Source organism: Streptomyces sp. NPDC104831, from assembly GCF_055583025.1.
The window spans coordinates 22,123-39,987 of the sequence record NZ_JBVJOT010000030.1 but is presented as its reverse complement, the minus strand read 5'-3'; the positions used below and the strand labels follow the sequence as shown (position 1 = coordinate 39,987).

Sequence of the window (17,865 nt, the reverse complement as noted above, 5' to 3'; positions counted from 1 at the left end):
TCGGGTCCCCGCGGTCCCCGTCGGCGCGGTCCCCGGGGCCGGTCAGACCCCGGCCCGCTGCCGGGCCTCCTCCACCAGCCGTACCGCCTCGGCGACCTGCGCGTCGCTGTCCAGCACGACCGCGAGGTCATGGGCGGCCACCAGGATCTGGTCGGCGGCGGCGAACATCCCGGCGTCCGGCATCCGGCGGGGCTCGGCGCCGGGCGCCTCCTCGCGCTGGGCCCATCCGGACAGCTCCCGGGCCAGCGCCAGCGCCTGGGCGGCGGCTCCCCGCTGGAGCCGGCTCTGCGGCGCGGCCCGCAACCGGTCGGCGAAATGGTCCACTGCTTGGGTCAGGGGCGTCGTATCAACCACCCGCCGAGCGTAACGCCCCGCACTGTTGCCAACTCGCGAACGCTCGGGCACGGTGACGTGAAGGACCGGCTTACATCCCCTTTGTGTCCGGAGGCGCCGATGTCCCACGTCTTCTCCGAGGAGACCCACCGCAATCTGCTCGCCCGCATCCCGCACTGCACCGGTCGTGAGGTCTCCGACTGGCTGCGCGCCGTAGAAGAGGGCCCGGCCCTGTTCCGCTTCGAGGAGAAGGTCAGCTGGCTCCGGCACGAGTACGACCTGGCGTACGGCCACGCCAAGGCGATCGTGCACGAGTACGACCTGAGGAGGGCGGCGCGCAAGCTGCTCTGAACGCCGAAGTGCCCCGGGTGACGCACCCGGGGCACTTCGCCGTCATGTGACCGTCGCTAGTCGTTGCTGCTGAAGATGGCCACCAGGCGCAGCATCTCGACGTAGATCCACACCAGGGTCATGGTGAGGCCGAACGCGGCGAGCCAGGACTCCTTGCGCGGGGCGCCGTAGGCGATGCCGTCCTCGATCTGCTTGAAGTCGAGCGTCAGGAAGAACGCGCCGAGCACGATCGCGATGATGCCGACGAGCGCGCCGAGCGGGCCGAAGCTGCGCAGGCCCCCGTCCTCGGCGACGCCGAACGCCACCAGCAGGAGGTTGATCGCCATGACCACCATGAAGGCCATCGCGATGGCGATGCCGACGCGGGCGTAGCGGGCGGTGACGCGGATCCAGCCGGCCTTGTAGACCAGCAGGGTCGCACCGGAGACCGCCATGGTGCCGAGCACCGCCTGGAACGGGGCGCCGCTCCAGCGGCTGTTGAACATCTCGCTGAAGACGCCGAGGAAGACGCCTTCGAAGGCGGCGTACCCGAGGATCAGCGCGGGCGACGGGGTGCGCTTGAAGCTCTGGACCATGGCCAGCACGAACGCGACGATCGCGGCGCCGAAGGCCAGGCCGTAGCTGGTGCCGGAGACCGGCAGCAGCACCCAGGCGAGGACGGCGCCGACCGCGACCGTGCCGAGCGTGAGGGCCGACCGCAGGACGACGTCGTCCATGGTCATCCGGTCGGCGGCGGCCGGTGCCCGGACGTCCGACTGCGCGTACGGGTTCTGGGCGTAGGGGTTCTGCGCGTACGGGTTCGGCGCGTAGGGGGTGCCCTGTGCGGACCCGGCCTGCGGTGCGGTGTTGAAGCCGGCGTAGCCGTTGTCGCGGCTGAAGCCCCGTCGCGAGAAGACCGGGTTGCTGCTCCTCATTTCACTCCTCCATGACTGCCGAGTGCAGTCTTGGCTCCAGAGTAATGGATTGGCAAAGGATCGACCATGATACTTGAGGAGGATCCTTCCCCTTGCGTGCTGCCCAACACGCTACGCGCGCGCCCGATTCCCGGCCACGGACGTACGGCTAACCGAGCGGGAATCCCGTGTACGCCTCCGCGAGGTCGGTCTCGGCCGCGCGGGAGGCGGCGATGCGTTCCAGCCGGGCCCGCTGGAGGCGGGCGTCGAAGGGGGTGGCGTCCGGGGCGCGGTGCAGCAGGGTCGTCATGTCGTAGGAGAAGCGTTCGGCCTGCCAGACACGGCGCAGGCAGGTCGCGGAGTAGGCGTCGAGGAGGTCCGGGGAGCCGGTCTCCCGCTCGTGGGCGAGCGCCCGGGCGAGGGTGACGACGTCGCCGACGGCGAGGTTCAGGCCCTTGGCGCCGGTCGGCGGCACGATGTGCGCGGCGTCGCCGGCGAGGAACAGCCGGCCGTGCCGCATCGGCTCGTGCACGAAGGAGCGCATGGGGGTGACCGACTTCTGGGTGAGGGGGCCGCGCTCCAGCCGCCGGCCGTCGTCCGTCTCCAGCCGCCGCTCCAGCTCGTCCCAGATCTCCTCGTCGCTCCACCGGCCTGCGTCCGTCCCGGCGGGCACCTGGAGGTAGAGCCGGGATACGGACGGGGAGCGCATGGACAGCAGGGCGAAGCCGCGGTCGTGACGGGCGTAGACGAGTTCGTCGTGCGAGGGGGCGACGTCGGCGAGGACGCCGAGCCAGGCGTACGGGTAGGACCGCTCGAACACCCGGGAGACCCCGGCCGGGAAGGCCTTGCGGGCCACGCCCCAGAACCCGTCGCAGCCGACGGCGTAGTCGCACTCCAGCACGTCCTCGTGCCCCTGGTACCGGAAGGGGATGCGCGGCCGGCCGCCCTCGGCGCCCTCCACCGCCAGGGCCTCGGCCTCGAACAGCAGCGGCCCGCCCTCCTCCAGCTGAAGCGTGATGAGGTCCTTGCAGACCTCGGTCTGGGCGTAGACGGTCACGGACCGTCCGCCGGTGAGCGCGGGGAAGTCGACGCGGTGCCGGCGCCGGTCGAAGCGCAGCTCGATCCCGTCGTGCCGCAGCCCCTCCCGGTCCATCCGCTCCCCGGCCCCGGCGGCGCGCAGCACGTCCACCGTGCCCTGCTCCAGGATCCCGGCCCGCTGCCGCTGCTCGACGTAGGCGCGGTCGCGGCTCTCCAGGACGACCGACTCGATCCCGGCGCGATGGAGCAGCCGCGCGAGCAGCAGCCCGGCCGGTCCCGCCCCGATGATCCCCACGGTGGTACGCATCGCCGTCCCCTTCTCTCACCGCTGTTCGCCTGGTGAACTTTCCTTCACCAAGTTGCGGCGAGTCTCCGCCCCTCACTCCTCCCTGTCAATGACCCGGAAGGCATGGAGTGCCGGAGCGGGGGTACGCGCACACGCGGCGGGCCACACGGCACCCGGTGAGCGGCGGGGGTGGATCAACAGCCAGCGAATCGCCCGAAAAGGGCGGAAAGTGCCCGGAGCCGGACTCGAACCGGCACGCCCGCGAAGGGGCAGCGAGGTTTAAGCTCGCCGTGTCTGCATTCCACCATCCGGGCTTGCCAGGGGCTCCGCATCGAGGGTCCGAGCCTATCGGGACCCATCCCTCGAACAGCGGACGGGTGGGCCGATGTTGTCTTATTTTATTGGCGTCTGAGGGTGCATCAGCCGTTGGAACTCGCCATCCGCACTTGCCAATAGCGTGACGCGAGAGGTGCGCGCGTGTACGCGAAATGACGGAATTTCACCGTCCGAACAAGACCGGTCCCCCGGTTAACGGGATCCCGAACGGACGGCCGGGCCGTCCCCCCTCCTTCTCGGGGTCGGCCGTCCTCCCCAGGTATGACACGACGGCCTCCCGTGCGACCCGAGTCGCCCCCCGGAACCGGAACAGCGGCTGACTCCGCGCGTGCTCCGCGCCGGGACGATGGAACGGTCCCCAGCGAACACGCCGTCCCGACAGGAGCACCGTCCCGTGACCACCACACCCACCGCCGGCCGGACCACCGCAGTGGCCGCACGCGCCACGGAGCTGTCGAAGATCTACGGGCAGGGTGAGACCCGGGTGGTCGCCCTGGACCGGGTCTCCGTCGACTTCCGCGCCGCCGAGTTCACCGCCATCATGGGCCCCTCCGGCTCCGGCAAGTCGACGCTGATGCACTGCGTGGCCGGTCTGGACACCTTCTCCTCCGGGTCCGTGCGGATAGGCGACACCGAGCTGGGCTCCCTGAAGGACAAGCAGCTCACCAGGTTGCGCCGGGACAAGATCGGTTTCATCTTCCAGGCGTTCAACCTGCTGCCGACACTGACCGCGCTGGAGAACATCACGCTCCCGATGGACATCGCCGGCCGGAAGCCGGACAAGGCGTGGCTGGACCGGGTCATCCACATGGTCGGGCTCTCCGGGCGGCTCGGCCACCGGCCCTCCCAGCTCTCCGGCGGCCAGCAGCAGCGCGTCGCCGTCGCCCGGGCCCTCGCCGCCAAGCCGGAGATCATCTTCGGCGACGAGCCCACCGGCAACCTGGACTCGCGCTCCGGCGCCGAGGTCCTCGGCTTCCTGCGCAACTCCGTGCGCGAGCTGGGCCAGACGGTGGTCATGGTGACCCACGACCCGGTGGCCGCCGCCTACGCCGACCGCGTGATCTTCCTGGCCGACGGCCGGATCGTCGACGAGATGCACGGCCCGACGGCCGAGTCCGTCCTCGACACGATGAAGCAGTTCGACGCGAAGGGCCGTACCAGCTGATGTTCCGCACCGCCCTGCGCAACGTCCTCGCGCACAAGGCCCGGCTCATGATGACCGTGCTCGCCGTCATGCTCGGCGTGGCGTTCGTCTCCGGGACGCTGGTCTTCACCAACACCATCTCCCAGGCCTACCAGAAGAGTTCCGCCAAGGGCTTCGACCAGGTCGACGTCGCCGTACGCCCCAAGTCCCAGGACTCCGAGGGCGATCGGGTCGGGCGGACCCCCGAGCTGACCCAGGCCCTGCTGGAGCGGGCCGCCAAGGTTCCCGGGGCCGCCTCCGCCGGCGGTGTCGTCACGGGCTTCACCGCCGTCGCCGGCAAGGACGGCGAGCTCGTCGGCGGCGACTGGCAGTCGGCCGGCGGCAACTACTGGGGCACCAAGGACCCCCGCTACCCCCTCGTCAGCGGCCACGCCCCGCGCGGCAAGGGCGAGGTGCTGATCGACTCGGCGACCGCGAAGCGGGCCGGCTTCGAGGTCGGCGACACCGTGCGCCTCTCCGTCGACGGCCCGGTCCTGACGCCCACCATCAGCGGCATCTTCACCACCGACGACGGCAACGTGGCCGCCGGCGGCAGCCTCGCCCTGTTCGACACGCCGACCGCGCAGTCCCTGTTCGGCAAGAAGGGCACGTACGACGAGATCGACGTGCGGGCCGCGGCCGGAACCAGCCAGGAGCGGCTGAAGGACGCGCTCGACAAGGCGCTGCCCGCCCGGCTGGTCGAGACCACCACCGGCGAGCAGCTCGCCGACGACCAGGCGGTGGCGATCGCCGACTCCATGAACGGCCTGCGGCAGATGCTGCTGGTGTTCGCGGGCATCGCCCTGTTCGTCGGCACGTTCATCATCGCCAACACCTTCACCATGCTGGTCGCCCAGCGCACCCGGGAGCTGGCCCTGCTGCGGGCGGTCGGCGCCTCCCGCCGCCAGGTCACCCGCTCGGTGCTGATCGAGGCGTTCGCGGTCGGCACGATCGCCGCCGTGGCCGGTCTGGCCGCCGGCATCGGCATCGGCGCGGGCCTGCGCTCCCTGCTGGGCTCCTTCGGCGAGACCGTGCCCGACGGACCGCTGGTGATCAGCCCCGGCACGGTGGTCGCCGCCCTCGCCGTCGGCATCCTCGTCACCGTCCTGGCCGCCTGGCTGCCCGCACGCCGGGCCGCGAAGATCCCGCCGGTGGCGGCGATGAGCAGCCTGCACGCCAAGGCCACCACCAAGTCCCTGGTGCTGCGCAACACGCTGGGCGCGCTGTTCGCGGCGGCCGGTGTCGCGGTGGTCCTGACGGCCACGAGCATGGACGCCGAGTCCGCCCAGGGCCCGATGGGCATCGGCGCGGTCCTGCTGATCATCGGCGTGTTCGTGCTGACCCCGCTGCTGTCCCGCCCGCTGATCGCCGCCGCCGCTCCGGTGCTGCGCGCCTTCGGGGTCGCGGGCAAACTGGCCCGCCAGAACTCGGTGCGCAACCCGCGCCGCACCGCGGCCACCGCCTCCGCGCTGATGATCGGCCTGACCCTGATCACCGGCATGACGGTGATGGCGGGCAGCCTGCAGACGTCCATCGACCGGCTGGCCAGCTCGGCGATCCGCGCCGACTACGTCGTCTCGATGGCCAACAGCGGTCCGCTCTCCCCCGACGTGGCGAAGAAGCTCGCCACCGCCGACGGCGTCACCGCCAGCAGCCCGCTGCGCACCGGCGAGTCCCGTATCGACGGCGGCACCCAGTGGCTGACCGGCGTCGACGGCGCGGCCATCGGCGAGCTGACCGACCTGAAGGTGACCGACGGCTCCTTCTCGGTGGGCGGCGACCGGATCGTCGTGGACGACGACCGGGCCGAGAAACACGGCTGGAAGGCCGGTTCGCGGCTCACCGCGCACTTCGAGGACGGCGCGGCCCGCCGGCTGACCGTCGCCGGGGTCTACGAGGGCAACGACATGTTCAACGGGATCATCCTCGACAACAAGGTCCTCACCCCGCACCTGACCGACCCGGCCGACATGCAGGTGATGGTCAAGACGGCGGCCGGCGCGTCCGACGCGGCCAGGAGCGGGCTGGTGAAGACCCTCGGCACCAATCCGGCGATCAGGATCCAGGACAAGCAGGACATCTCGCGTGAGATCGGGAACGTGTTCACGCAGGTGCTCAACATGGTCTACGGCCTGCTCGGCATGGCGGTGATCGTCGCCGTACTGGGTGTCGTCAACACGCTGGCCATGTCCGTGTTCGAGCGCGCGCAGGAGATCGGGATGCTCCGCGCGATCGGCCTGGACCGCCGGGCGGTCAAGCGGATGGTCCGCCTGGAGTCCCTGGTGATCTCCCTGTTCGGCGGGGTGCTGGGCCTCGGCCTGGGCGTGTTCTTCGGCTGGGCGGCCGGCGAGCTGCTGGCCATGAAGATACCGACGTACGAACTGATCCTGCCCTGGGGCCGGATGGCGGTCTTCCTGCTGCTGGCGGGCCTGATCGGCGTCCTGGCGGCCCTGTGGCCGGCCCGCCGCGCGGCCCGGCTGAACATGCTCACGGCGATCAAGGCCGAGTAACCGGGCGTACGACGACGGTGAAGGGGGCCCCTCGGGAAGGAGCCCCCTTCGCGTACGCGCCGGCCCGTCAGCCGTGCCAGGTGCGGGGACGCAGCGGGAGCCCGGAGGCCCCGGAGACGGGGGTGCGGACGGCGAGGACCTGGTTGACGCCGATCCGGTTGCGCTCGAAGGCGAGCGCGGAGGCGGCCATGTAGAGCCGCCACACCCGGGCGCGGCCGGGGCTGGTGAGCCGGATCGCGCGGTCGAAGTCGCCCTCCAGGTTGCCCACCCAGCGGCGCAGGGTGCGGGCGTAGTGCTCGCGGATGGACTCCACGTCCCGCACCTCGAACCCGGCCCGCTCCAGCTGGGTGACGGTGGTGCCGATGGGGGCCAGCTCCCCGTCGGGGAAGACGTAGGCGTCGATGAACTCGTCCACCTCGTACGCCGACTCGTCCCGCTGCGGGCGGCGGGCGATCTGGTGGTTGAGCAGCCGGCCGCCGGGCTTGAGCAGGGCGTACAGCTGGCGGGCGTACTCCAGGTAGCGTTCGGCGCCGACGTGTTCGGCCATGCCGATGGAGGAGATCGCGTCGTAGGGGCCGTCCACGACGTCCCGGTAGTCCTGGACCCTGATCTCCACCCGGTCGGTCAGCCCCGCGTCGGCGACGCGCTTGCGGGCGTACGCGGCCTGCTCCTGCGACAGGGTGACCCCGACGACGCTCACGCCGTGTTCCCGGGCCGCGTGGATGGCCATGGAGCCCCAGCCGCAGCCGACGTCCAGCAGCCGCTGACCCTCCTTCAGGCCCAGCTTGGCGCAGACCAGTTCGAGCTTGTCGCGCTGGGCGGTCTCCAGGGTGCCGTCGTCCTCCCAGTAGGCGCAGGAGTACACCATCGAGGGACCGAGGACGATCTCGTAGAAGTCGTTGCCGACGTCGTAGTGGTGGCTGATGGCCCGCTTGTCGGTGCGGCGGGTGTGCAGGTGCCGGCGGGGTCTGCGCATCTCCTCGCGCGGCGGCGTGGGCGGGATCGGGGGGCCGGCCAGTTTCAGCAGGTCCCGGACGGCGGCCCGGACGGCGGGGTCGCGCACGGCCTGGCGCAGGGTGCGGGCGTCCTCGCCGCGCTCCCAGACGAGGCCCGCCATCGCGTCCAGCACGGTGTACAGGTCGCCTTCGACGTCCAGGTCACCGGAGACCCAGGCGCGGGCGAGGCCCAGTTCACCGGGTTTGAAGAGCATGCGGCGCAGGGCGCGGCGGTTGCGCACGACGAGCGCGGGCGCGTCCGGCGGACCGGCCTGCGATCCGTCCCAGGCCACCAGCCGCACCGGGAGCGGGGCTCCCAGCACCTGTTCGGCAAGACTCCTCAGCCGCTGTGCGGCGTCGGCCATGACGCACACCTCCGTGACGGACGATCCCGGAATGCCAACACCACGTAAACACACGCGGGGCCCGGCCGTAGTCCCCACGCCGTGTTGCGGCCGGGTAAAAAGCGGGTACGCGCCACACTCCCCTCGCCCCCGCCGCGCGCCGGGTCCGCCCGGCACCGCGCGTTTGTCCCGACTTGCCGCTCTCCAGGGGTGGTTGGGCGCCGGACAGCCCGAAGGGGCCGCCCGCACCACGGATGGCAGGCGGCCCCTTCGGGCTCGGAACGGGTGACCGGGAGGTCAGGAGGCCTTGGCCTTCTCCTCCGGCTTGGCGGCGACCGGCGCCGGCTTGGCGGCCTCGTAGAACTCCTCGCGGGGGTTCTCCATCGCGCCGAGGGAGACGACCTCGCGCTTGAGGAACATGCCGAGCGTCCAGTCGGCGAAGACGCGGATCTTGCGGTTCCAGGTCGGCATCGCCAGCCCGTGGTAGCCGCGGTGCATGTACCAGGCGAGGCGGCCCTTGAGCTTGATCTTCATCTTGCCCATGACGATCATCGCCACGCCCTTGTGCAGGCCGAGGCCGGCGACGGCGCCCTTGTTGGCGTGCTCGTACTCCTTCTGCGGGAAGCCCCGCATGCCGGAGATCACGTTGTCGCCGAGGACCCGGGCCTGGCGCAGCGCGTGCTGGGCGTTCGGCGGGCACCAGGCGTTCTCGTTGCCCGCCTTGCGGCCGACGAGGTCCGGGACCTGTGCGTTGTCACCGGCGGCCCAGATGTAGTCCGTGCCCTTGACCTGGAGCGTGGGCTCGCAGTCGACGTGGCCGCGCGGGCCGAGGGGCAGGCCGAAGCGGGCGAGCGCCGGGTTCGGCTTGACGCCGGCCGTCCACACGATCGTGTTGGCGTCGACCTCGAGGCCGTTCTTGAGCACCACGTGGCCGTCGACGCAGGAGTCCATCGAGGTGGAGAGGTAGATCTCCACGCCCCGGCTCTCCAGGTGCTCCTTGCCGTACTGGCCGAGCTTCGGGCCGACCTCGGGAAGGATCTTGTCGGCGGCGTCGACGAGGATGAAGCGCATGTCCTCACGGGACACGTTCTTGTAGTACTTGGCCGCGTCCCGGGCCATGTCCTCGACCTCGCCGATGGTCTCCGCACCCGCGAAGCCACCGCCGATGAAGACGAAGGTGAGCGCCTTGCGGCGGATCTCCTCGTCGGTCGTGGAGTCGGCCTTGTCCAGCTGCTCCAGGACGTGGTTGCGCAGGCCGATGGACTCCTCGATGCCCTTCATGCCGATGCCCTGCTCGGCGAGGCCGGGGATCGGGAAGGTGCGGGAGACCGCGCCCATGGCGATGACCAGGTAGTCGAAGGGCAGCTCGTACGCCTCGCCCACCAGCGGGGCGATCGTGGCGACCTTGCGGTCCTGGTCGATGGTGGTGACCCGGCCGGTGAGGATCTCCGCCTTCGGCAGCACGCGTCGCAGCGGGACGACGACATGGCGAGGGGAGATGTTGCCGGCGGCGGCTTCGGGGAGGAAGGGCTGGTAGGTCATGTACGACCGGGGGTCGACGACCGTGACGGTCGCCTCGCCGTAGCGCATCTTCTTGAGGATGCGCCGAGCTGCGTACAGGCCTACGTACCCACCGCCTACTACGAGGATCCTGGGACGCTCCGTGGTGCTCATGCCATCGAGTATCCACCTGCCCCGAGGGGGTCGCTCGTGCGCCCCTTCACAAGAACCGACAGGCCCTGTGTTAAACTCCGCGCCCCGCGTGACGCAGGTCATGCGGACCGAGGGGAACCGCGCGGCGGTTCGCCCCGTTGTCAAGGCCGCGTGAGCAGCCTCTCCGGAGGGCCGGGGGGACCGTGAGCGCGTCGTGACACCTCCGGAACAACCTCCTCCAGGGCCCCTTCGCGCCCTTCATCTGAACATGTTCAAACGGCTTTTGACCCCCCGGAAGGGCCAACCGGCCCCTTTCGGGGGTCCCCCGGGACCGAAATCCTTGTGAAGAACTTCACGAACTTTTCCGCGCGCCTGCGGCAAAGGGCCCCCGAGGGGGCCCTTGAGGTCGCTCAAACGTTATCGAACCTGCTCAGCGGATTGCTACCGACCGGTAACAAAAGAGAGCTACGCCACCGACCACGCGATGCCGTCGAGGATGTCGTGCTCGCTCACCACGACCTCCTCGGCGCCCGTGCGCTCCATGATCGCCAGCAGGACGAGGGCGCCCGCGCCGATGACGTCGACCCGGCCGGGGTGCATGGAGGGCACGGCGGCGCGCTCGGCGTGCGTGGAGCGCAGCAGCCACTCGGTGATCTCGCGCACCCGGTCCCGGGAGATCCGGGAGTGGTGGATGCGCGCGGAGTCGTACTCGGGCAGCTCCTGGGCGATCGCGGCCACCGTGGTGACGGACCCTGCGAGGCCCACCAGGGTGCGCGCCTCGCGCAGCGGGACCGTCCGCTCGGCCAGGTCCAGGGCGGCCTCGACGTCGGCCCTTATGGCGGCGATCCGCTCCGGGGCGGGCGGGTCGGACACCTTCCCGTCGTGCACCAGGTGCCGCTCGGTCATGCGCACGCAGCCGATGTCCACCGACCGCGCGGCGCGGACGTGGTCGTCGCCGACGACGAACTCGGTGGAGCCGCCGCCGATGTCCACCACCAGGTAGGGCCGGGCGAGGTCGGTGCGGCCGGTGAGTTCCTTAGTGGCGCCGGTGAAGGAGAACTCGGCCTCCCGGTCGCCGGTGATGACCTCCGGCTCCACCCCGAGGATGTCCAGGACGCCGCGCGTGAAGTCCTCGCGGTTCTCGGCGTCCCGGGAGGCGGAGGTGGCGACGAAACGGACCCGCTCGGCGCCGTGCTCCTTGATGACCTCCGCGTACTCGCGGCAGGCGGCGAAGGTGCGCTCCAGCGCCTCGGGGGCGAGCCGTCCGGTGCGGTCGACGCCCTGGCCGAGCCGCACGATCGTCATCCGGCGGTCCAGCTCGGTCAGTTCGCCCGTCGCCGGGTCGGCGTCCGCGACCAGCAGCCGGATGGAGTTCGTACCGCAGTCGACGGCGGCCACACGGGTCACTTCTCGTCCCCCTCGGTCGTCTCGGGCGTCACGCAGGCGCCCTTGCGCCACCACTCGGGCAGCATCGCCAGGGCCTCGTCGCCGAGCGGGTTCACGCCCGGGCCGGCGGCCAGCGAGTGGGCGACGAGGACGTGCAGGCACTTCACCCGGTCGGGCATGCCGCCCGCGCTCGGGAAGCCCTGGAGGACCTCGATCTCGTCGCGGCGCCGGAGGTAGTCCTCGTGCGCGGCCCGGTAGGCGGCTGCCAGTTCCGGGTCGCGCCCGAGCCGCTCGGTCATCTCCTTCATCACGCCGTCGGCCTCCAGCGTGCCGATGGCGGAGGACGCCTTCGGGCACGTCAGGTAGTACAGCGTCGGGAAGGGCGTGCCGTCGGGAAGGCGCGGTGCCGTCTCCACGACGTCCGGCTGACCGCACGGGCAGCGGTGCGCGATGGCCCTGAGGCCCCGCGGCGGGCGGCCCAGCTGCTGCTTGAAGGCCTCTACGTCCGCGTCGGTGGGCTCGGTGCGCGGAGTGGGCGGCGGAGGGGTTTCCATGACTGGCTGTCGGAGACTTTCTGTCGGTTCACTGGTCGGAGGCGTCGGACTTGTCGACGCCGTCCCAGACGTTCGCGTACCAGGGCCGGCGGGCGGCCCCGAGGTCGGCGCGGGACTGCTTGGCCGCGCCGGGGTCGACGACCACGTACCCGGTCTCGCCGGGCCGTACGTAGTGCAGCCGGCGGCGGATCTGCTGCTCGGCGTAGGCGTCGTCCTGCCAGCGCGCCTTGAGGTCCCGCAGCTGCTCGACCCGCTCGCGGGCCTGCTGCTGCCGGCGCTGGAGGTCGGCGATCTCCGCGCGCTGGGAGACGTACTGCCGCATCGGGTAGGCGAGGGCGACGACCATCGTGCACAGCACCAGCGCGAGCAGCGCCGCGCGGCCGGTGAGCCGGGAGCGGCGGGCCTGCCGTTTGGTCTGCGAGCGGTAGACGCGGGCCGCGGTCTGCTCGCCGAGCAGCCTGATCCTGGTCGCGGTGGAGAACCGGTCACGGTCCCTCACGCCCATCTTCCCCGCCTCCCGTCACACGCGCGTACGTCCCCGGACACGGTACGGGACCGGGTCCGGGGACGTACGTACGACTGGCTAGGACTTGCCCCGGGTGGGGTCGGCTCAGCCCTTGAAGCGCGGGAAGGCGCTGCGGCCGGCGTACACCGCGGCGTCGTCGAGGATCTCCTCGATGCGCAGCAGCTGGTTGTACTTGGCGACGCGCTCGGAGCGGGCCGGGGCGCCGGTCTTGATCTGGCCGCAGTTGGTGGCGACGGCCAGGTCGGCGATGGTGACGTCCTCGGTCTCGCCGGAGCGGTGGGACATCATGCACTTGAAGCCGTTGCGCTGGGCCAGCTCGACGGCGTCCAGGGTCTCGGTCAGCGAGCCGATCTGGTTGACCTTGACCAGCAGGGCGTTGGCGGCGCCCTCCTCGATGCCCCTGGCCAGGCGCTCCGGGTTGGTGACGAACAGGTCGTCGCCGACGAGCTGGACCTTGTCACCGAGCTTGTCGGTGATGGTCTTCCAGCCCTCCCAGTCGTCCTCGAACAGCGGGTCCTCGATGGAGACCAGCGGGTACGCCTCGACCAGCTCGGCGTAGTACTCGGTCATCTCGGCGGCGGTGCGGTTCTTGCCCTCGAAGACGTACGAGCCGTCCTTGTAGAACTCGGACGCGGCGACGTCGAGCGCCAGGGCGATCTGCTCGCCGGGGGTGTAGCCGGCCTCCTTGATCGCCTCGAGGATGAGGTCGAGGGCCTCGCGGTTGGAGCCGAGGTTGGGGGCGAAGCCGCCCTCGTCGCCGAGGCCGGTGGACAGGCCCTTGTTCTTCAGGACCTTCTTCAGGGTGTGGTAGACCTCGGTGCCCCAGCGCAGCGCCTCGGAGAAGGACTCCGCGCCGATCGGGGCGATCATGAACTCCTGGATGTCCACGTTGGAGTCGGCGTGCGAGCCGCCGTTCAGGATGTTCATCATCGGCACCGGCAGCAGGTGCGCGTTCGGGCCGCCCAGGTAGCGGAAGAGCGGCAGGTCGCTGGCCTCGGAGGCGGCGTGGGCGACGGCGAGCGAGACGCCGAGGATGGCGTTGGCGCCGAGGGAGCCCTTGTTGTCGGTGGCGTCCAGGTCGAACATGGCCTGGTCGATCAGGCGCTGCTCGGTGGCGTCGTAGCCGACCAGCTCGGGGCCGATCTGCTCGATGACGGCCAGGACGGCCTTCTCGACGCCCTTGCCCTGGTAGCGGTTCGGGTCACCGTCGCGCAGCTCGATGGCCTCGAAGGCGCCGGTCGAGGCGCCGGACGGGACGGCGGCACGACCCGTGCTGCCGTCGTCGAGGCCGACCTCGACCTCGACCGTGGGGTTGCCTCGGGAGTCCAGGATTTCCCGGGCTACGACGACGTCGATGGACGGCACGAGCATCTCCTTCTTGGATGTGACGCTGGAAGTGCGGGGCTGGTGTGCCTTGCGACTAGAGCCTAACCGTCCCGGGCGCCTCGGCCACCGACCGACCGTCCCGTGGACAGACCGACGGTACCTTTTGTTTTGGATCGAAACAAAGGGGGTCGGGGTGGCCGGGGGGCGCCGGGTGCCGGGGCGGGCACGCAAAAAGCCCCGCCCCGGCGCGTACGGGGGAGAACGCGCCGGGGCGGGGAGCCCGTGGGGACGGGGGTGACCCGCACGGGGTCTTGCGGGGGGATCCGCCGGGACGCGCGCACCCCGGGGACTTCAGGGGTACGCCCGCCCGTGCGGGTCCGTGGCTCTCGGGGGGCCCGCCGGGATGTGCGGGCCCTGGGGGCCGGCCGGGCGGCCGGCGATCACTTCAGGTGGAGCTGCTGACCCGGGTAGATGAGGTCGGCGTCCTGGACGATGTCCTTGTTCAGCTCGAACAGCTTCTCCCAGCCGCCCGCGACCTGGTGCCGCGCGGCGATGGTGCCGAGCGTGTCGCCCTGGACGACCTTGTACTCGCCGTCGCCCTTCTCGACCTTCTTGCCGGTCGGGGTGGTGACGGTCTTGCCCGTGCTGCCGCCGGTGCTCTTGCTCGTGCCGGTGGAGGCGGCCGGGCGCTCGGCGGAGCGGGAGGCGGCCTGCTGGTCGGCGGAGCGGGTGGAGGTGCCCGAGCCCTGGGTGGACGGCGTGGACGGGGCGGACGGCGCCGGGGTGCTCGGGGCGGAGCCGTTGTAGGGGGAGCTCGACAGGCCCGTGCCGCAGACCGGCCAGGCGCCCTTGCCCTGGGCGGCGAGGACCTTCTCGGCGACGGAGATCTGCTGCGCCTTGGAGGCCTTGTCGGCGGTGGAGGCGTACTGCGTGCCGCCGTACGCGGCCCAGGTGGAGGCGGAGAACTGCAGACCGCCGTAGTAGCCGTTGCCGGTGTTGATGGACCAGTTGCCGCCGGACTCGCACTGGGCGACCGTGTCCCACTGGGAGGCGGTGGCGGCGGAGGCGTTGCCGGCCGCCATCAGCGGGGCGGCGACGGCGGCGCCGGTGACACCGGCGAGCGTGACGGCGCGGACGGCCTTGGACGGACGACGGTGCTTGCCCTTGCCGGTAAACAGCATGGATCGATTCCCCTCACCGACGCCTGCGAGGTGAGCTGTCGGGTTCGGGCCGGTTGAGTTGCCCGGCCGCGTCGTCCGCTTGCGCGTGACGCGGCTTCACCCCCAGCCGGTCCCAGCTTCAACTGCTGGGCCCGGCACTTACCTTGGGTCCCCCGCTCCTGCCTACGGCGCTTGACGCGACGACTGTTCCCGGGCGGCCGCTGGCAGGATTCGGCGTGGCGGCTGCCGGGGCTCGTGGTGACGAGCGGCTTCGACCGTAGACAGGTGATCGCCGGAATTTCAAAGACGATCAGGGCTTCTGAGACTCATCCCACACTTTCGCCAAACCGGACATCCAGGCATCAAGCGGGGCGTCAAGTCCCGCCGTTTTCAGCCCGTTTCGCCCTGGACATCCAGGGTCTGACCGGCGGTGATGCGGTCCGGGTCGGCGCCGATGGCCTTCTTGTTGCCGGCGTACAGCGCGTGCCACCCGCCGTCGACGTCAAGGGAGTCGGCGATGGAGGACAGCGAGTCGCCCGCGCGGACCGTGTAGGTGTCCGGTTCGCGGGAGGCGTGCCGGCCGGACGGGGTGGCGTTCTGACCGTTTGTCACATTTTCGTCCGCGCTCCCGCCCCGGTGGCGCCCGCCGGTGCCGACGGTGCCGGTGTCGACCAGGCTCCAGGAACCGGCCGCCCGCTGCGGGTTGTTCACGACCCCGGTGTCCGGGGTGGGCGTCGGGGAGCCCTCGGCGCCCGGGAGGCTTCCGGTGTCCGGCGTGGCGGACTTGTCGGACTTGGGGGTTTCGGTCCCGGTGGAACCGGCGTCCTCGCCCGTGGCCTTGTCCGCCGCCCCGCCCGCGTCCTCGCCGGCCTCCTTGTCCGCGCCCGTACCCGCGTCCTTGCCGGCGCCGGTGCCCTTGCCCTTCCCCTTGCCGCTGCCCTTCCCCTTGCCCGGCTCGGCGGTGGGCGTGCCGGTCGGGTCCGCCGAGGAGGAGCCGTCGGCGGGGCCGGTGCCGGTGGAGGGCGACGCGTCCGGCAGCCCGGACGGGTCGGAGGCGTCGGGGGTCGCGGAGGTGCCGGAGCCGCCGGCCGATCCGGACGGGTCACCGGTGCCGCCGGAGCCGCCCACGCCCGTGTCGACGTCCATGGAGCCCGAGTCCCGCGTCAGGCCGGACAGCAGGGCACAGGTGGCCCAGGGGGTGGTGCCCCGGTCGGCCAGGATCTTCTCGGCGACGGCGATCTGCTGCTGGCGGCTGGCCTGGTCGGCGCTGGCCGCGTACTGGCCGCCGCCGTACTTGTCCCAGTCGTCCTGCGAGATCTGCAGGCCGCCGTGGTACCCGTTCCCGGTGTCCGCGCTCCAGGAGCCGCCGCTCTCGCACTCGGCCACCTTGTCCCACGTGGTGCCGTCGGCCGCGTTGGCGCTCGCGGCGCCGAGCAGCGGGATGGCGATGGCGGAGCCGGTCACGCCGGCCGCGACGAGGAGGGCCGGAGCCTGGCGGGGGCGACGGTGTCGGCCGTTCCCGGAGAGCATGCAGAAGCCTTTCGAGCGACAGCAGGGCCGGCGCGGCGGTTGGAGCCGCTCGCCGCGCTGATGGGTGAACGTATCGGCAGACGATCACTTGTCACAAGTTCATGCCGCACAGATCACGTGAAGATCACAGAGTTGAGAAAGTGTCATTTCCTCGGGGAGAGACTGTGTTCAGGCGGTCGGCGTGAACTCCACCGGCAGGGTGCGCAGGCCGCGCATGATGAGCCCGCCGCGCCAGCGCAGCTCGGCCGGATCGGCGGCCAGCCGCAGGTCGGGCAGGCGGGTGAACAGGGTGGCCAGCGCGGTCTGGCCCTCCAGCCGGGCGAGCGGCGCGCCCAGGCAGTAGTGGATGCCGTGGCCGTAGCCGAGGTGCTGGTTGTCGCGGCGGCCGAGGTCCAGCACGTCCGGGCCGGCGAACCGCTCGGGGTCCCGGTCGGCGGCGGCGAGGACGACGAGCACCGGGTCGCCCGGCGCGATCCGCTGCCCGCCGATGGTCAGCGGCTCGGTGGCGAACCGCCAGGTGGCCAGCTCCACCGGGCCGTCGTAGCGCAGCAGTTCCTCGACGCCGGTCTCCAGCAGGTCCCGTTCGCCGCGGGCCAGGGAGTCCTGGAGCCGGGCGCGCTGCCCGGGGTGGGTGAGCAGGGCGTAGGTGCCGTTGCCGATGAGGTTGACGGTGGTCTCGAAGCCGGCGAACAGCAGGATGAAGGCCATGGCGGCGGCCTCGTTCTCGGTGAGGTGCTCGCCGTGGTCGGAGGCGCGGATGAGGCCGGAGATCAGGTCCTCGCCGGGCGCGGGCGTGGCGGACAGCGCCTCGCGCTTGCGGTGGATCAGCTCGGCGAGGTAGCCGCGCATCTTCTTCACCGACCGTGCGACCCCGCCCCTCGGTCCGCCCCCGTGCCGGATCATCATGCCCGCCCAGTCCCGGAAGTCGTCCTGGTCCTCGCGCGGGACGCCGAGCAGGTCGCAGATGGCGTAGATGGGCAGCGGGAAGGCGAAGTCGTGGATGAGGTCGGCGGAGCCGGTCTCGGCGAACCGGCCGATGAGCCGGTCGGTCAGCTCCTGCACCCGGGGCGCGAACTCGGCGACCCGGCGCGGGGTGAACGCCTTGCTGACCAGCCGCCGCAGCCGGGTGTGGTCCGGGGGGTCGATGTTCAGCAGGTGCGTCATCAGCTCGGCCTTGCGCTCGCCGGGGATGCCGGTCTTGCCCTTGGCGTGCGCGGGCTCGTCGTGGTGCGCCGGGTTCTTGCTCAGCCGCTGGTCGGCCAGGGCCTGCCGGGCATCGGCGTACCGGGTGACCAGCCACGCCTCGACCCCGCTCGGCAGCCGCGTGCGGTGCACCGGGGCGTGCTCGCGCAGCCAGGCGTAGGCGGGATAGGGGTCGGCGGCGAACTCCCACGTGAAGAGGGCGGGGGCCGGCTGGTCGGGGCCCGGCTGGTCGGGATGGTGCTGCTCGGTCACTCCTCG

General features: G+C 71.5%; 15 protein-coding genes, 1 tRNA gene and 1 riboswitch. Of the genes, 3 read left to right on the top strand and 13 right to left on the bottom strand.

All coding sequences use genetic code 11. The features are described 5' to 3' along the window. Nucleotides 1-42 precede the first annotated feature (42 nt). Nucleotides 43-354, bottom strand: a complete 312-nt coding sequence (locus ACZ63H_RS21185; protein ID WP_469867190.1) for a hypothetical protein — start codon at nt 352-354, stop codon at nt 43-45. 99 nt (nt 355-453) lie between these two features. Between ACZ63H_RS21185 and ACZ63H_RS21180 the strand changes: the two genes are divergently transcribed. Beyond that, nucleotides 454-684: a DUF4287 domain-containing protein gene (locus tag ACZ63H_RS21180; protein WP_318203156.1), complete on the top strand. Its 231-nt coding sequence runs from the start codon at nt 454-456 to the stop codon at nt 682-684. Between the two features lie 56 nt (nt 685-740). Here ACZ63H_RS21180 and ACZ63H_RS21175 read toward each other — a convergent pair whose 3' ends face one another. From ACZ63H_RS21175 to ACZ63H_RS21165, 3 genes are all read right to left on the bottom strand, one after another. Continuing rightward, nucleotides 741-1,598 (bottom strand): Bax inhibitor-1/YccA family protein, encoded by an 858-nt coding sequence (locus ACZ63H_RS21175; RefSeq protein WP_469867188.1) that lies wholly within the window; start codon nt 1,596-1,598, stop codon nt 741-743. 148 nt (nt 1,599-1,746) lie between these two features. After that, nucleotides 1,747-2,922: a 4-hydroxybenzoate 3-monooxygenase gene (locus ACZ63H_RS21170; RefSeq protein WP_469867186.1), complete on the bottom strand. Its 1,176-nt coding sequence runs from the start codon at nt 2,920-2,922 to the stop codon at nt 1,747-1,749. 209 nt (nt 2,923-3,131) lie between these two features. Then, nucleotides 3,132-3,215: transfer RNA gene (locus ACZ63H_RS21165), tRNA-Leu, on the bottom strand. 416 nt (nt 3,216-3,631) lie between these two features. On the opposite strand from ACZ63H_RS21165, the gene ACZ63H_RS21160 reads away from it, so the two are divergent. Then, nucleotides 3,632-4,402 (top strand): ABC transporter ATP-binding protein, encoded by a 771-nt coding sequence (locus ACZ63H_RS21160; protein ID WP_469867184.1) that lies wholly within the window; start codon nt 3,632-3,634, stop codon nt 4,400-4,402. Further along, the gene (locus ACZ63H_RS21155; protein WP_469867182.1) at nt 4,402-6,930 is read left to right on the top strand and encodes an ABC transporter permease; all 2,529 of its coding nucleotides are present in this window, start codon (nt 4,402-4,404) and stop codon (nt 6,928-6,930) included. The genes ACZ63H_RS21160 and ACZ63H_RS21155 overlap by 1 nt, the downstream gene beginning before the upstream one ends. A gap of 67 nt (nt 6,931-6,997) precedes the next feature. Here ACZ63H_RS21155 and ACZ63H_RS21150 read toward each other — a convergent pair whose 3' ends face one another. From ACZ63H_RS21150 to ACZ63H_RS21110, 9 genes are all read right to left on the bottom strand, one after another. After that, nucleotides 6,998-8,290 (bottom strand): class I SAM-dependent methyltransferase, encoded by a 1,293-nt coding sequence (locus ACZ63H_RS21150; protein ID WP_469867180.1) that lies wholly within the window; start codon nt 8,288-8,290, stop codon nt 6,998-7,000. A 276-nt stretch (nt 8,291-8,566) separates the two neighbouring features. Beyond that, on the bottom strand, nt 8,567-9,943 hold the full coding sequence (locus ACZ63H_RS21145) for an NAD(P)/FAD-dependent oxidoreductase (RefSeq protein WP_469867179.1): 1,377 nt from the start codon (nt 9,941-9,943) through the stop codon (nt 8,567-8,569). A gap of 444 nt (nt 9,944-10,387) precedes the next feature. After that, nucleotides 10,388-11,329 (bottom strand): Ppx/GppA phosphatase family protein, encoded by a 942-nt coding sequence (locus tag ACZ63H_RS21140; RefSeq protein WP_469867177.1) that lies wholly within the window; start codon nt 11,327-11,329, stop codon nt 10,388-10,390. Next, a complete protein-coding gene (locus ACZ63H_RS21135) occupies nt 11,326-11,862 on the bottom strand; it encodes a DUF501 domain-containing protein (protein ID WP_469867176.1) in 537 nt (178 codons plus the stop codon). The genes ACZ63H_RS21140 and ACZ63H_RS21135 overlap by 4 nt, the downstream gene beginning before the upstream one ends. A 28-nt stretch (nt 11,863-11,890) precedes the next feature. After that, nucleotides 11,891-12,367, bottom strand: coding sequence for an FtsB family cell division protein (locus ACZ63H_RS21130; protein WP_467934249.1), 477 nt, complete (start codon nt 12,365-12,367; stop codon nt 11,891-11,893). Between the two features lie 105 nt (nt 12,368-12,472). Further along, nucleotides 12,473-13,753: a phosphopyruvate hydratase gene (gene eno, locus ACZ63H_RS21125; protein WP_030788173.1), complete on the bottom strand. Its 1,281-nt coding sequence runs from the start codon at nt 13,751-13,753 to the stop codon at nt 12,473-12,475. 401 nt (nt 13,754-14,154) lie between these two features. Continuing rightward, nucleotides 14,155-14,895, bottom strand: coding sequence for a transglycosylase family protein (locus ACZ63H_RS21120; protein ID WP_469867173.1), 741 nt, complete (start codon nt 14,893-14,895; stop codon nt 14,155-14,157). 5 nt (nt 14,896-14,900) lie between these two features. Continuing rightward, nucleotides 14,901-15,075: riboswitch (cyclic di-AMP (ydaO/yuaA leader) on the bottom strand. 189 nt (nt 15,076-15,264) lie between these two features. Beyond that, entirely contained in the window at nt 15,265-16,404 is a 1,140-nt protein-coding gene (locus ACZ63H_RS21115; protein ID WP_469867172.1) for a transglycosylase family protein, read from the bottom strand. Between the two features lie 168 nt (nt 16,405-16,572). Then, nucleotides 16,573-17,859, bottom strand: coding sequence for a cytochrome P450 family protein (locus tag ACZ63H_RS21110; RefSeq protein ID WP_469867170.1), 1,287 nt, complete (start codon nt 17,857-17,859; stop codon nt 16,573-16,575). Between the last annotated feature and the right edge of the window lie 6 nt (nt 17,860-17,865).